This is a genomic window from Agromyces sp. NPDC056965 (assembly GCF_042673425.1).
GTDB lineage: Bacteria > Actinomycetota > Actinomycetes > Actinomycetales > Microbacteriaceae > Agromyces.
Map to the genome: position 1 here is coordinate 48,381 of NZ_JBHURI010000002.1, position 14,056 is coordinate 62,436.

Consider the following 14,056-nt stretch of genomic DNA (forward strand, 5'->3'; position numbering starts at 1 on the left):
CGGGATGGGGATGCATCGATTCTATCGGGGCGCGCCGAACAGCCCGTCGCCGTACTTCTGCAGCAGCTCGTACGCGTCGGCGTAGGTCTCGGGCTGCGGCTCCCCCGACGTTCCGTACTTCGCGATCAGCAGGCCGAGCAGCCCCTGGGCCGGCGGGCTCAACGGCCGTGCCGAGGAGCGATCGGCCTCGTTCGGCGGGCGTTCCTCGTCGTTCGGCGGCACGTACTGCGGCGTCGGCGACGGCCACGTCGACGGATGCCGCGGCACCGCGAGGTTGAGGGCCGCCGTCAGGTCTCTGGCACCGGTGTCGCGATCGGTCAATTCGTCGAAGCCGTACTTCTTCGACAGCGTCGCGATGACGGCGGCGTGGTGGAATTCGTCGTTGATGACGGTTCCGGACCGGGTGTACGCCGAGATCGCGATGGCCGGAACGCGAACGCCGAGGCGGTCGAAGGTGAAGCCCATCTCGCCGGCGCCGGCATCGTCGGGAGGCGTCGCCGACGGCGGGGGCACGTGATCGTAGGTGCCGCCGTGCTCGTCGAAGGTGATGAGGAGCATGGTGTTCAGCGCGTTGGAGCCCGACTCCGATGCCCCGCCCCGCACGGCCTGGTAGACCCTGCTGACCAGTGCGTCACCGGCCCTGACGTCGGAGACCGCGCTGTCGATGACCGGTTCGTCGTCGAGGTCGCTCTCGCGGAACTTGCCGAACGGCGGGTGGAAGTCGTTGTGGTCGTAGACCATCCGCGGCTCGATGAACGCGTAGGCGGGCAGTGTGCCCTCCGCGGCGTCTCGCTCGAAGTCCTCCATCGTCGCGAAGTGCTCGGTGCGCCAGTACTTCTCGAGCACCGGCGCGTGCAGGAACCCGGTGAACGAGATCAGCTGGCGCTGGTCGAAGTAGACGCGCCAGCTGAGCCCCTGCTTCTCGAGCCGGTTGAAGACCGTCGGCGCTGCAGGGGCGTCGAGCCACTTGCGGTAGCCGCCGTGCAGCACGTTCGTGACGAAGCCGTGCGAGGTCGAGGCGTGGAAGAACGATCGATTGCAGAACGTCTGCGAGGGCACGGCGCAGTGCCAGTGGTCGAACACGGCGAACTCGCGTGCCAGCGTCGACAGCACCGGCAGCATGCTGGAGTCGAATCCGCCCATGATCTGGCGCACGTCGTCGGGGTCGGGCGCGTGTCCGCGCCGAAGCGCGGTGAGCTTCGCCTCGTAGTCGCGTACGAAGCCCGACATGTCGGGCTTCGTACCATCGTGGGGCGCGTTGTACGGCGCGGTCATGTGCGGGGGTTCGCGACCCTCGTTGTGCGGCGGGTCGATGGTGGCGAACAGTTGCGTGTTCACGTGCGGGTACTCTTCGCCCGGGTCGGGATCGGGTCGTTCCATGATCTGGTCGGTGGCACCCGAGTAGACGTGCGCGGGTATCGAACTGCCATCGGCGGCGACGTTCGCGTACTCGCCGAATTCGAGGCCCTCGAACCGCGCGCCCGAAGGCAACGACGCCGTCGAGTACAACCGGCCGAGCAGGTTGTCGAACGACCGGTTCTCTCCCATCAGCACGACGAGGTGCTCGATCGGCGAATCACCGCCGCTGGCCGCCGCGGAGGGCGAGGGAGCTGTCGCGCTCGGCGATCCTCCGGCGAGGGCCACGCCGACGGCCGCGCCCGCGCCGCCTCCGACGACGACTCCGGCCGCGGCCGCACCGCCGACACGGAGGAACTCACGTCGCGACGGGCTGCGTGGGGACTCGCTCGAAGCGTCGCCGTTCGGCGCCGTCGCGTCGTCGGATGGTGTCGACATGCTCCCCCTCGATGATCAGGCAGTCGCCTTCAGTCGCCGTCAGTCGCCTTCTGCAACCTCGATCGGTGGCAGCGCGTCGGGGCCCGCCGTCACGAGCAGCGCGAACTGCGCTGCGTCGAGCACCCGGATCCCGAGCTCCTCGGCCTTCGCGAGCTTCGAGCCCGCACCCGGGCCGGCCGCCACGAAATCGGTCTTCTTCGAGACGCTCGACGCCGCCTTGCCGCCTGCGGCGATGATCGCCTCCTGCGCCCCCTCACGGCTGAAGCCCTCGAGCGAGCCGGTCGCGACGACCGTGAGACCCGCGAGCACTCCCCCGGCCTCGGCGGCCGCCCCCGGCCCAGGATGCCCCGGAGTCGCGAACTGCACGCCCGCCGCCGTCCAGCGGTCGACGATGTCGAGGTGCCAGTCGACGCCGAACCACTCGATGAGCGAGTCGGCGATGATGCCGCCGACGCCCTCGACCTCGGCGAGCTGTTCGCGGGTCGCCGCGCGGATCGCGTCGAGCGAGCCGAACCAGTCGGCGAGCGCGCGGGCGGCGACCGGCCCGACATGGCGGATGTTGAGCGAGACGAGCAGGCGCCACAGCGGCTTCGTCTTGGCCTTCTCGAGTTCGGCGAGGAGCTTCGTCGCGGCCTCGGAGGGACCGACGACCCGGTAGTCCTTCTTGACCCCTGCCGCTCGGCGTTCGGCCGGCGTCATCGTCTCGGTGCCGGGCGGGTAGCTCGCCGGCCCGAGCTTCTGGAACGGCGCGCGCCTCGACGGCGCACCGGTCTCTTCGTCGACCTTCGGCTCGCCGGTCTCGGAGTCGCGCACGACGACCTCGATCGGCACGAGCTCGTCGAGCGTGAGGTCGAAGAGACGGGCCTCGGTCGCGAGGGGCGGCTCGGCGGGCACCGACGGCTGGGTGAGCGCTGCGGCCGTGACCTCGCCGAGCGCCTCGATGTCGAGGCCCCCGCGAGACCCGATGTGCTCGACGCGGCCGCGCACCTGCGCGGGGCACGACTTCGCGTTCGGGCAGCGCAGGTCGATGTCGCCCTCTTTCATGGCGCGCAGCGGCGTGCCGCACTCGGGGCAGAGCTCTGGCATGTGCCACTCGACCTCTGTGCCGTCGCGAAGCTGCTCGACCGCCCCGAGGATCTCGGGGATGACGTCGCCCGCCTTGCGGAGCACCACGGTGTCGCCGATGCGCACGCCCTTGGCCTTCACGACCTGCTGGTTGTGCAGCGTCGCCTGGCGCACGGTCGAACCGGCGACCTTGACGGGCTGCATGACCGCGTACGGGGTCGCCCGCCCCGTGCGGCCGACGCCGACGACGATGTCGAGGAGCTTCGTGTGCACCTCTTCGGGCGGGTACTTGTACGCGATCGCCCAGCGCGGGGCGCGGCTCGTTGCGCCGAGCTCGTCGTGCAGGGCGAGCTCGTCGACCTTGACGACGATGCCGTCGATCTCGTGCTCGACGTCGTGGCGGTGCTCGCCGCGCTCGGCGATGTAACCGGCGACCTCGTCGACCGTGTCGAACACGCGCGAGTGCGGTGAGACCGGCAGGCCCCAGCTCGCGAGCAGGGCGTAGATCTCGGACTGGTTCCGGACATCAGGATGCTGCCAGGCGCCGATGCCGTGCAGGTACATCTCGAGTCGGCCGAGCCGCTCGCGCATGAGCGAGAGCTCGAACGCGTTCTTCTTCTCGCGGCGCTGACGCAGGCTGCCCGCTGCGGTGTTGCGGGCGTTGGCGAACTCGGGGTACTTCGTCGGGATGTCGTCGGCCGCGCGCCCCTTGGCGAGCTGCTCGGCCTCGAACGCGGCCTGCAGCTCGTGCTGGCGCTCGTTGAGCGCTTCGAAGTCGCTCGTGCGCAGGAACACCTCGCCGCGCACCTCGAAGAACGACGGGTACCCCTCGCCGACGAGTCGATGCGGGATCGCCGGGATCAGGTCGACGTTCTCGGTGATGTCCTCGCCGACCCGGCCGTCGCCTCGGGTCGTCGCGGTCTCGAGCACGCCGTCGCGGTACGCGAGGCTGATGGCGAGGCCGTCGATCTTCAGCTCGGAGAGCCAGTGCACCGGCCGACCGGCCGCAGCCGCGGTCTTCGTCGCCCAGTCGCGGAACTCGTCGATCGAGAACACGTTGTCGAGGCTGAGCATGCGCTCGGCGTGCTCGTGCTCGGGGAAGCCGGCCGAGACGATGGCCGCGCCGACCTGCTGGGTCGGGCTGTCTTGGCCCGCGAGTTCGGGGAACGCCCGCTCGAGCGCCTCGAGGCGATGGAAGGCCTCGTCGTACTCGGCGTCGGAGAGCGTGGAGTCGCCGTCGCCGTAGTATGCGAGCCGCGCGCCCTCGATGCGATCGGCGAGCGCGGTCGCCTCCGCTCGCGCCGCGTCGAAATCGGTCGGGAGGCCGCTGTCACCGGAGATGTCGCTCACATCGCCAATCCTATGAGCGACCGCCAACACTGGCGATGCCGTCGACCGGGCGTTGCGAGACGCGGGCTACGCGTCGACCGGCACCGCGCTAACCGTGCGGTCGATCGTGAACTGGCCGAGCACGCGGGTTCCGACGTAGATGACGGCGGTCTGGCCCGGTGCGACGCCGTCGAGCGGATGCCCCGGCGTGACGACGAGCTCGCCGTCGACGAGCTGCGCGACGGCCGGCACGGGGTCGGCGTGAGCGCGGATCTGCACCTCGCAGTCGAACGCGGCCTCGGGCTGCTCGGGCGCGAGCCCGGCCCACGAGAAGCGCGCCCCGGCGATGACGCCGATCGCGAGCGCCTCCTTCGGGCCGACGACGACGGTGTTCTCCTTCGGGCGCACCTCGAGCACGAAGCGCGGCTTGCCGTCGGCCGCGGGCGTGCCGAGGCGCATGCCCCGGCGCTGGCCGACGGTGAACGCGTGCGCGCCCTCGTGCGAGCCGACGACGGCGCCCGTGCGGTCGACGATGTCGCCCGTCTCGGTGCCGACCTTGTCGGCGAGCCAGCCCCTCGTGTCGCCGTCGGGGATGAAGCAGATGTCGTAGGAGTCGGGCTTCTGCGCGACCGAGAGCCCGCGCTCGGCGGCCTCGGCGCGAACGAGCGCCTTCGAGGGTGTGTCGCCGAGCGGGAAGTAGGCGTGCGCGAGCTGCTCGGCGGTGAGCACGCCGAGCACGTAGCTCTGGTCCTTCGCCTCGGCGCTCGCGCGATGGAGCTCGCGGTTGCCCGCGTCATCCGTCGTGATCTTGGCGTAGTGGCCCGTGGCGACGGCGTCGAAGCCGAGCGCGAGCGCCTTCTCGAGCAGCGCGGCGAACTTGATGCGCTCGTTGCAGCGCATGCAGGGGTTCGGGGTGCGCCCGGCCGAGTACTCGGCGATGAAGTCGTCGACGACGTCGGCCTTGAAGCGCTCGGAGAAGTCCCACACGTAGTACGGGATGCCGAGCACGTTGGCGGCGCGCTGCGCGTCCATCGAGTCCTCGATGGTGCAGCAGCCGCGGCTGCCGGTGCGCAGGGTTCCGGGCATGCGGCTGAGCGCCAGGTGCACGCCGACGACCTCGTGCCCCGCCTCGACGGCGCGCGCGGCAGCGACGGCGCTGTCGACGCCACCGCTCATCGCTGCAAGAACCTTCACCCCTCCAGTGTAGGCAGGCCTCCTGAGCGGATGCCCCGTGGCCGGCGATGCACGGCCTCGCCGACGAATTCACATGAGCGGCCCGCGCCAAGTACCGTTGGGCTGGTGCACTCGCCTGTCAACGCCGACGTCGTCGGTCAACTCGGCCACCTGACCCTCAATCGTCCGGAGTCGATCAACGCCATCGACCTCGAGATGATGCATTCGATGACCGAGACCCTCGAGGCGTGGTCGTCCGATCCCGCCGTCGCGGTCGTGCTGCTGGACGGCTCCGGCGAATACGGCTTCTGCGCCGGCGGCGACTTCCGGGAGATCCTGGCTCGCGCGGCCGAGGGCATGACGATCGGCTCGGTCTTCTTCCGCGACGAGTACCGCTTGATCGCGAAGCTCGCCGAGTACCCCAAGCCGGTCGTCTCGATCATGCACGGCATGACGATGGGCGGCGGCATCTCGCTCGCCGGTCACGTCGCGACGCGGGTCGTGACCGACCGGGTCGTGCTCGGGCAGCCCGAGACCGGCTACGGCTTCGTTCCCGACGGAGGCGCGACCTGGCGGCTCGCGCGCACTCCCGGCGAGTTCGGCACCTACCTCGCCCTGAACTCCATCGACCTGACCGCCGCCGATGCGATCGCCCTCGGCTTCGCGGACGTGATGGTTCCGACGGAGCGCATCGCCGAACTGAAGGCGGCCCTCGCCGCCGACGCGTCCAGCCCCGACGACACGGTTCGACGGTTCGCGGTCGACGCAGGTCCCTCGACGGTGCTCGCGCGTCGCGACTGGATCGACGCGTGCTATTCGGCGAACACGGTCGACGAGATCCTCGAACGGCTCTGGGCGTTCTCGAGCGGCGAGACGGTCGAGGGGCTCGCCGCCGCCGATTCGAACGATGCCGAGGCCGCTGAGAACGCCGCGGCTGCCGCCGATACGCTGCTGCGGCTCTCGCCGACCGCGCTCGTCGCGACCCTGCGGTCGGTGCGCGCCGCGCGCGACGGCGAGGAGCTCCGCGATGCGCTCGAGCGCGAACTCCGCCTCGCCCGCTGGTTCACGACGCAGCCCGACCTCTTCACGGGGGTGCAGGCGCTCGTGGCGCAGAACACCGGGACGCTGCACCAGGACACCGTGCCGGAGTGGCGTCCGGCGGACCTCGCGGCCGTCGACGTCGCCGACATCGTCGGTGCCATGGAGACCCAGCTCCGCCACAGCGTGTTCCCGCGCGGCCTCGGCATCCCCGAGGAGGAGCACGCGTCCTAGCCCACCGGACACGACCGACCGTCGATCAGCGGTCGAACGAGGTGGCGCGGGCTGCGAGCCCTGCACGGGCCGCCTGCGTGTGGGCGGCGGGCAGCGCCGCGAGGAACGCGTCGACGTCGGCGTCGGTCGACGCGTGCCCGATCGTGATGCGGAGCGCGCCCCGCGCGTCGGCCTCCGAGCGCCCCATCGCCATCAGCACGTGCGACGGCTCCGGCACCCCGGCCTGGCACGCCGAGCCCGTCGAGACCGCGACGCCCGCGGCGTCGAGCAGGAAGAGGAGCGAGTCGCCCTCGCAGCCGGGGAACGAGAAGTGGGCGTTGCCGGGCAGCCGAACGGATGCCCCGGGGCCCGCGTCGCCCGAGAGCCGTGCCTCGGGCACCGCACCGACGACGCCGGCGATCACCCGGTCGCGGAGCGCCGCCATGCGTGCCGTGTCCGCGTCGAGTCGGGACGCCACGATGTCGGCGGCCGCCGCGAACGACGCCGCAGCCGCGACATCCTGCGTTCCCGACCGCACCTTGCGCTGCTGCCCGCCGCCGTGGATGAGCGGCTCGACCGCGGCCGACCGGTCGAGCACGAGCGCGCCGATGCCCGCCGGTCCGCCGATCTTGTGCGCCGAGACGCTGAGGGCGACGAGACCGGCGCCGCGCGGGGCATCCGTCGCGCGCCGGATGCCGTGGAAGTCGATCGGCACCTGCCCGTAGGCGGCGACCGCGTCGACGTGCAGCGGCACGCCCGCCCGAGCCGTCAGGCGCGCGACCTCTTCGACGGGCTCGATCGTGCCGACCTCGTTGTTGGCCCAGAGCATCGTGACGAGGGCGACGGATGCAGCGCCCCGCTCGAGCTCGTCGGCGAGCACGTCGAGGCGCACCCGGCCGACCTCGTCGAGCGGCAGCTCGACCACCTCGGCGCCCTCATGCGCGACGAGCCACTCGACGGTGTCGATCGTGGCATGGTGCTCCCCCGCCGGCACGAGGATGCGGCGACGCTCGGCACCGGTGGCCGCATTCGTGCGCCGCTGCCACCAGAGGCCCTTGATCGCGAGGTTCACGGCCTCGGTGCCGTTGCCCGTGAAGACGATCTCGATGCCGTCGGCGCCGAGGGTCGCCGCGATGCGCTCCCGGGACTCCTCGAGCAGGCGCTTGGCCTGCTGGCCGGCGCTGTGGATCGACGAGGGGTTGCCCACCACGGCGAGCGCGGCGGTGAGCGCGTCGATCGCCTCGGGCAGCATCGGCGTGGTCGCCGCGTGGTCGAGGTAGACCATGTGACCTCCGGGTGGTGTCCGAGTGTGTGCGCGACACGGGCGTGCACGCGCTTGCAGGCGTCTCGCCTCCACGAACTACTGTAGATCGCATGCCTGAGCGCGATCCCCTGCACGACCTCGGTGTTCGTGCGGGTGCCGACGGCGGCGTCGCCAGGGTGTGGTCGGAGCACGCGACATCCGTCGACCTCGTGGTGTTCGACGCCGACGACCTCGACTGGGCGATCTCCCGCACGCCGCTCGTGCGGGGCGACGACGGCGTGTGGCAGGGCGAGTCCGCAGAGCTCCGCCCCGGCGCGCACTACGGCCTGCGCGTCGACGGCCCCGTGGGTGTCGAGCACGCGTTCAACCCCGTGCACACCCTGCTCGACCCGTATGCCCGCGGGCTCGCACGCGCCGACGACGGATCCTGGCGCGGCGTCGCCCTCGACGCGCTCACCGCGACCGACTTCGAATGGGGCGACTCGGCGAAGCCCCGCGTGCCGCTCGACCGCACCGTGGTCTACGAGGCGCACGTGCGCGGCTTCTCGAAGCTGAACCCCGCCGTGCCCGAACCGCTGCGCGGCACCTACGCCGGCCTCGCCCACGACGCCTCGCTCGAGTACCTCGTGAACCTCGGCATCACGACCGTCGAGCTGCTGCCGGTGCACGCCTTCGTGTCGGAGCAGCGCCTCGTGCGCCAGGGCAAGGTCAACTACTGGGGCTACAACACCCTCGCCTTCTTTGCCGCCCACGCACCGTACGCGAGCGCCGCCGCCCGTGCCGAGGGCGCAGCCGCCGTACGGCGCGAGTTCGCCGGCATGGTGCGGCGCCTCCACGAGGCGGGCCTCGAGGTCGTGCTCGACGTGGTCTACAACCACACCGCCGAAGAGGGCCGCGAGGGGCCGACCTCCTCGTTCCGCGGCATCGACAACGCCGCGTACTACCGGCACGACGCGCACGGCCGCTACGTCGACACCACGGGATGCGGCAACAGCCTCGACTTCGCCGCAGCGGCGCCGCAGCGGCTCGTGCTCGACTCGATGCGCTACTTCGCCGACGAGCTGCAGGTCGACGGGTTCCGGCTCGACCTCGCCGTCACGCTCGGCCGCGACGAGCGCGAGGCGTTCACGCCCGAGCATCCGCTGCTGCGCGGCATGCTCGACGACCCCGTGATCGGCGCGTCGAAGCTCATCGCCGAGCCGTGGGACGTCGGGCCCGACGGCTGGCAGACGGGCAACTTCCCGACCGGCTTCGCCGAGTGGAACGACCGCTACCGCGATCGCATGCGCGACTTCTGGCTCGGCGACCTGCGCCGCGAACGCGAGACGGGCTCGGCCGGCAGCGGAATCGGCCGATTCGCGACGAGGCTTGCGGGCTCGTCGAACACCTTCTCCGGCGAGCGCGGGCCCCTTGCGAGCCTGAACTTCGTCACGGCGCACGACGGATTCACGCTCGCCGACCTCACCGCCTACGACGTCAAGCACAACCAGGGCAACGGCGAGCAGAACCGCGACGGCACCGACTCCAACAACTCGTACAACCACGGCGTCGAGGGTGAGGCGGCCGACCCGGTCGTGCGGGCGGCGCGTCGCCGGAGCATCCGGAACCTGCTCGGCACGCTGCTGCTGTCGGCCGGCGTGCCGATGATCACCGCGGGCGACGAGTTCGGCCGCAGCCAGCGCGGCAACAACAACGCGTACTGCCACGACTCGCCGCTCACCTGGCTCGCATGGGACGCCGCCGACCGCCCCCGATTCGCTCCCGAGCTGCTCGAGACCGCGCGGCACCTGATGCGGCTGCGCGCCGAGAACCCGGCACTCCGCCCCAGCCGCTTCGGCCGCCTCGGCGAGACCGTGCCGAGCGCCACGCAGATGGACTGGTTCAACGCCGACGGCGAGACCATGGGCATCGACGACTGGAACTCCCCCGCCGAACGCACGCTCCAGTTCCTCGCCGCCTCCACGCCCGAGACCGAGACGCCGAACCGCATCCTCCTCATCGTGCACGCGCACGAGTCCGACGCCCGGATCGTGCTGCCGTCGCACGACGGCGTGACCGGCTACACCGCGATGTGGGACTCCGCCGATGAGGCACCGGCGTCTGCGGCCGCCCCGCTCGCACCGGGCACCACCATCACGGTCGGCGCCCAGTCGATGCGCCTGTTCCGTGCAGAGGGCGCAGCCTGATGGCCAAGCGAGCGGATGCCTCGGCGGGCACGCCCGCGACGGTTGCCCTCACCCGGGCCGGCATCGTCTTCACGGCACTCGGCTACGACCACGACCCGCGCGCCGCGGCCTACGGGTTCGAGGCCGCCGAGAAGCTCGGCCTCGACCCCGACCGTGTCTTCAAGACCCTGCTCGCGAGCGTCGACGGCGCACTCGCCGTGGGCATCGTGCCGGTGGCGATGCAGCTCGACCTGAAGGCCCTCGCCGCCGCGCTCGGCGGCAAGCGCGCCGAGATGGCCGACCCCGCCGTCGCGGAGCGCAAGACGGGCTACGTCGTCGGCGGCATCAGCCCCATCGGCCAGAAGACGGCGCTGCCGACGGTGCTCGACGAGTCGGCCATCCTCCACGAGACGATCTACGTCTCGGGTGGGCGGCGCGGCCTGGACCTCGAGCTCGCTCCCGACGACCTGCTCGCCGTCACCGCGGGCCGGTACGCCCCGATCGCCCGCACCCGCTGAGCTTCGGCCGCGAGGCGACGGGAACAGGACGACCCGCCGACCCTGCGACGAATACAGGCGCAGAACACGTGTTCGCGTCTCTGAGTCCTGTTTTCGGAGCGCTCAGTCGGCGACGGCGACGAGCCCGAGCTCGGCGGTCGACAGCAGCAGCGGATGCCGCGGCACCACGCGCACCGTGTAGCCGAACGCACCCGCGCGGTCGAGCACGAGCGATCCCGTGTAGAGGTGCTCGCCCGGGGAGAGCTGCGCCGCGGCATCCGTGACCTCGAGCTCGGCGTGCTGGGCGGCGTCGATCGTCTCGTCGGCACGGCTGCGCCCGTAGACGACCTCGACCCGTACGTCGTCGGGAGTGAGGTCGCCGAGCCGCACGACGGCGCGCAGCTGGAGTTCGTCGCCGACGTGCGGCGCGTCGATGCCGCCCGACTCGACGTGCGCGACGTGCACGCCCGGCCATGCCGCACGCACCCGCGCTCCCCAGCTCGAGAGCTCGCGGGCTCCCCGCGCACTCTCGGCCGCGACGACCGCGAAGTGCTCGGCCGCAGGCCGGTAGAGACGCTCGACGTACTCGCGCACCATGCGATCGGCGCCGAGCTCGGGGGCGAGTCCGGCGAGGGTCTCGCGCACGCGGCGCACCCACTCGACCGGCACCCCGTCGCCGTCGCGCTCGTAGTAGCGCGGCGCGACCCGGTGCTCGAGCAGGTCGTAGAGGGCGGCTGCCTCGAGGGCGTCGCGCTCCCCCGCGTCACCCGCTGCATCGGCGGAGGGGATCACCCAGCCGAAGTCGTCGCCCGCGAACTCCGCCCACCAGCCGTCGAGGATCGAGAGGTTCAGGGCGCCGTTCATGGCGGCCTTCATACCCGAGGTGCCGCACGCCTCGAGCGGGCGCAGCGGATTGTTGAGCCACACGTCGCAGCCCGGGTAGAGCTTCTCGGCCATGCCCATGTCGTAATCGGGCAGGAAGACGATGCGCCCCCGCAGCTCGGGCTGCTGGGTGAACTGCACGAGCTGCTGGATGAGCCGCTTGCCCTCGTCGTCGGCCGGGTGCGACTTGCCCGCGATGACGAACTGCACCGGGTGCTCGGGGTTCGTGAGGATCGCCTTCAGCCGCTCCGGATCCTGCAGCATCAGCGTCAGCCGCTTGTAGGTGGGCACGCGCCGGGCGAACCCGATCGTGAGGGTGTCGGGGTCGAGCACCTGCGTCACCCATTTCGGCGGCTCGGCGCCCGAGTGCTGTTCACGCCAGGATGCCGCGAGCCGGCGCCGGGCGTCATCGACGAGCTGCTGGCGCATGGCGCGCTTGACCGTCCAGAACTCGCCGTCGGTGAGCGCGGGGCTGCGCCACTCGGCGTGCTCGGTGTCGCCGGTGCCGAGCCGCGTCTCGGCGAGGCCGAGCAGGGCGGGGTCGGTCCAGGTCGGCGCGTGCACGCCGTTCGTGATCGAGGTGATCGGCACCTCCTCGGCGTCGAAGCCCGGCCAGAGGTCGCCGAACATGCGCCGGCTCACCTCGCCGTGCAGCTTCGAGACGCCGTTCGCGTGCTGCGCGAGCCGCAGCCCCATGACGGCCATGTTGAACGCACCCGTCGCGGGATCGGCGCCGGGCTCGACCCCGAGGGCGAGCGCGTCGGCCGGGTCGACGCCGGGCAGCAGCGAACTCGACAGGTACCGCTCGACGAGTGCACGGTCGAAGCGGTCGATGCCGGCGGGCACCGGCGTGTGGGTCGTGAAGACGGTGCCCGCACGCACGAGCTGCAGTGCAGCGGCGAACGTGAGGCCCTCGCCGATGTAGGTCGCGATGCGCTCGAGGCCGAGGAAGCCGGCGTGGCCCTCGTTCATGTGGAAGACGTCGGGCGCGGGGCATCCGCTCAGCTCGGTCCACGCGCGCACGGCGCGGGCGCCGCCGATGCCGAGCAGGAGCTCCTGCAGCAGTCGGTGCTCGCCACCGCCGCCGTACAGGCGGTCGGTCACCGAGCGAAGCTCATCGCCGTTCGTCGGGATGTCGGTGTCGAGCAGCAGCAGCGGAACGCGGCCGACCGCGGCCTTCCAGACCCGCGCGTGCAGCGAACGGTCGTCGGGCAGCGCGAGCGTCACCTGCACCGGGGCGCCATCGGGTGCGCGCAGCAGCGTGAGCGGCAGGCCATCGGGATCGAGCACCGGGTAGCGCTCCTGCTGCCAGCCGTCGGAGGAGATCGACTGCGAGAAGTACCCGGCCTTGTAGAAGAGCCCGACGCCGACGATCGGCACGCCGAGGTCGGATGCCGCCTTCAGGTGATCTCCCGCGAGGATGCCGAGTCCGCCGGAGTACTGCGGCAGCGCGGCGGTGATGCCGAACTCGGGCGAGAAGTACGCGATGGTGCGCGGGGTCTCCGCACTGAGCGACTGGTACCAGCGAGGTTCCGCGAGATACTCGCGCAGCGCCGCTCGCTCGCGCTCGGCCCACTCGACGTAGCCGGCATCGCCCGCCAACTCGGCGAGCCTCGCCGGGTCGACCTCGCCGAGGAACGCGACCGGGTCGCGATCGGAGGCCTGCCAGAGCTCTGGGTCGAGGTGCTGGAACAGCCGGCGGGTCGGTTCGTGCCACGCCCAGCGGAGGTTCGCGGCGAGCTCTTCGAGCGCGCCGAGCTCAGCAGGGATGACCGCGCGGACCGTGAACTTGCGAATCGGCTTCACGGCTCCACCCTAGGAGCCGCAGATGTCGGTTGCGTGAACGACGAGTCTCGTCGCGATGTGAATGTCGGCGATTGGATCGCCATGCTCCGTAGACCGCGCTCGCAGTTGCCAAACCCGGCTCGGCCAGGTTCCAGTCATGACTCTGAGAGATGGCCGTTGTCCGAGGCGCGACTTTTCGCACAACGTTAGTGTCGCGAGCGAGTTCGGCGATCTTCCAATAGGCAGACGTTGGATACATCCCGGCGGGGCGCCGCAGCCGCCTGTTCCGGCGATACCCGTACGACAGGGTATGCCTCGGGATGACCGCCGACCCCAGACGACCGGCGGCATCAGATGAGACCTATCCACCCAATCGGCGACCCGCTCTAGCGCTGCGCATCCCGCCTATGCTGGCTTGCCACCCGGAGCACATCCTCGATTTCAGGAATCCTCCGGCGAGCTGTCGAGTTGCGCATCGCAGTTGCCGGAAACAGGCGATCATTGCGACCGATTGCCAAGCCAAGCACACTGACGTGGCGGCTCATGAGATCTCCGTCCGCCCATCGATTGAAATAGCCGGAGTAGTCACCGATCAGTACCTCGGCAATTTCTTCATCGACGATTCGGTAGGTCCTCAACCAAGACACGATCAGGAGATCCGTGCCCTGGATCCAAACGCCGAGCATCATCGAACGAACCGCGAGCAGTACGGCCGGGAGTGCGGCAGCGAACGCACCGACCGCAACAGTCCCAGTCGCTGCCACGCCGAACACAATCGCTACACCGAAGCCCAACGCCAGCAAGAGACCAACGGCTCGTGCCACTTCACTTATGCCACGAACACGGCTCCT

General features: G+C 71.0%; 9 protein-coding genes. 3 read left to right on the plus strand and 6 right to left on the minus strand.

Annotation, left to right across the window (positions count from 1 at the left end; translation table 11 throughout):
- Nucleotides 1-21 precede the first annotated feature (21 nt).
- The 3 genes from ACFTQE_RS00970 to mnmA form a co-directional block, all read right to left on the minus strand.
- Nucleotides 22-1,794 carry an alkaline phosphatase family protein gene (locus ACFTQE_RS00970; RefSeq protein ID WP_376923311.1) on the minus strand — a complete coding sequence of 591 codons (1,773 nt, stop codon included), beginning with the start codon at nt 1,792-1,794 and terminating at the stop codon, nt 22-24.
- A gap of 39 nt (nt 1,795-1,833) precedes the next feature.
- Nucleotides 1,834-4,209 carry an NAD-dependent DNA ligase LigA gene (gene ligA / locus ACFTQE_RS00975; protein ID WP_376923312.1) on the minus strand — a complete coding sequence of 792 codons (2,376 nt, stop codon included), beginning with the start codon at nt 4,207-4,209 and terminating at the stop codon, nt 1,834-1,836.
- 66 nt (nt 4,210-4,275) lie between these two features.
- Nucleotides 4,276-5,382 (minus strand): tRNA 2-thiouridine(34) synthase MnmA, encoded by a 1,107-nt coding sequence (gene mnmA / locus ACFTQE_RS00980; RefSeq protein WP_376923313.1) that lies wholly within the window; start codon nt 5,380-5,382, stop codon nt 4,276-4,278.
- A 105-nt stretch (nt 5,383-5,487) separates the two neighbouring features.
- Between mnmA and ACFTQE_RS00985 the strand changes: the two genes are divergently transcribed.
- Entirely contained in the window at nt 5,488-6,633 is a 1,146-nt protein-coding gene (locus tag ACFTQE_RS00985; RefSeq protein ID WP_376923314.1) for an enoyl-CoA hydratase/isomerase family protein, read from the plus strand.
- Between the two features lie 25 nt (nt 6,634-6,658).
- Here the strand turns inward: ACFTQE_RS00985 and ACFTQE_RS00990 are convergent, their stop codons facing one another.
- Nucleotides 6,659-7,897 (minus strand): cysteine desulfurase family protein, encoded by a 1,239-nt coding sequence (locus ACFTQE_RS00990; RefSeq protein WP_376923315.1) that lies wholly within the window; start codon nt 7,895-7,897, stop codon nt 6,659-6,661.
- Nucleotides 7,898-7,986: 89 nt separating this feature from the next.
- Between ACFTQE_RS00990 and glgX the strand changes: the two genes are divergently transcribed.
- Nucleotides 7,987-10,062 (plus strand): glycogen debranching protein GlgX, encoded by a 2,076-nt coding sequence (gene glgX / locus ACFTQE_RS00995; RefSeq protein WP_376923316.1) that lies wholly within the window; start codon nt 7,987-7,989, stop codon nt 10,060-10,062.
- Nucleotides 10,062-10,559 carry a Cys-tRNA(Pro) deacylase gene (gene ybaK / locus ACFTQE_RS01000; protein ID WP_376923317.1) on the plus strand — a complete coding sequence of 166 codons (498 nt, stop codon included), beginning with the start codon at nt 10,062-10,064 and terminating at the stop codon, nt 10,557-10,559. The genes glgX and ybaK overlap by 1 nt, the downstream gene beginning before the upstream one ends.
- Before the next feature lie 102 nt (nt 10,560-10,661).
- On the opposite strand, the gene glgP is transcribed toward ybaK, so the two are convergent.
- Both glgP and ACFTQE_RS01010 read right to left on the minus strand, forming a co-directional pair.
- A complete protein-coding gene (gene glgP, locus ACFTQE_RS01005) occupies nt 10,662-13,226 on the minus strand; it encodes an alpha-glucan family phosphorylase (RefSeq protein WP_376923318.1) in 2,565 nt (854 codons plus the stop codon).
- A 365-nt stretch (nt 13,227-13,591) separates the two neighbouring features.
- Entirely contained in the window at nt 13,592-14,029 is a 438-nt protein-coding gene (locus tag ACFTQE_RS01010) for a hypothetical protein (RefSeq protein WP_376923319.1), read from the minus strand.
- Nucleotides 14,030-14,056: the final 27 nt, after the last annotated feature.

What these genes read in the sequence shown, in the direction of transcription:
- ACFTQE_RS00970 (WP_376923311.1), bottom strand. Translation starts at nt 1,794, where the DNA reads ATGTCGACACCATCCGACGACGCGACGGCGCCGAACGGCGACGCTTCG.
- ACFTQE_RS00990 (WP_376923315.1), bottom strand. Translation starts at nt 7,897, where the DNA reads ATGGTCTACCTCGACCACGCGGCGACCACGCCGATGCTGCCCGAGGCG.
- glgX (WP_376923316.1), top strand. Translation starts at nt 7,987, where the DNA reads ATGCCTGAGCGCGATCCCCTGCACGACCTCGGTGTTCGTGCGGGTGCC.
- ybaK (WP_376923317.1), top strand. Translation starts at nt 10,062, where the DNA reads ATGGCCAAGCGAGCGGATGCCTCGGCGGGCACGCCCGCGACGGTTGCC.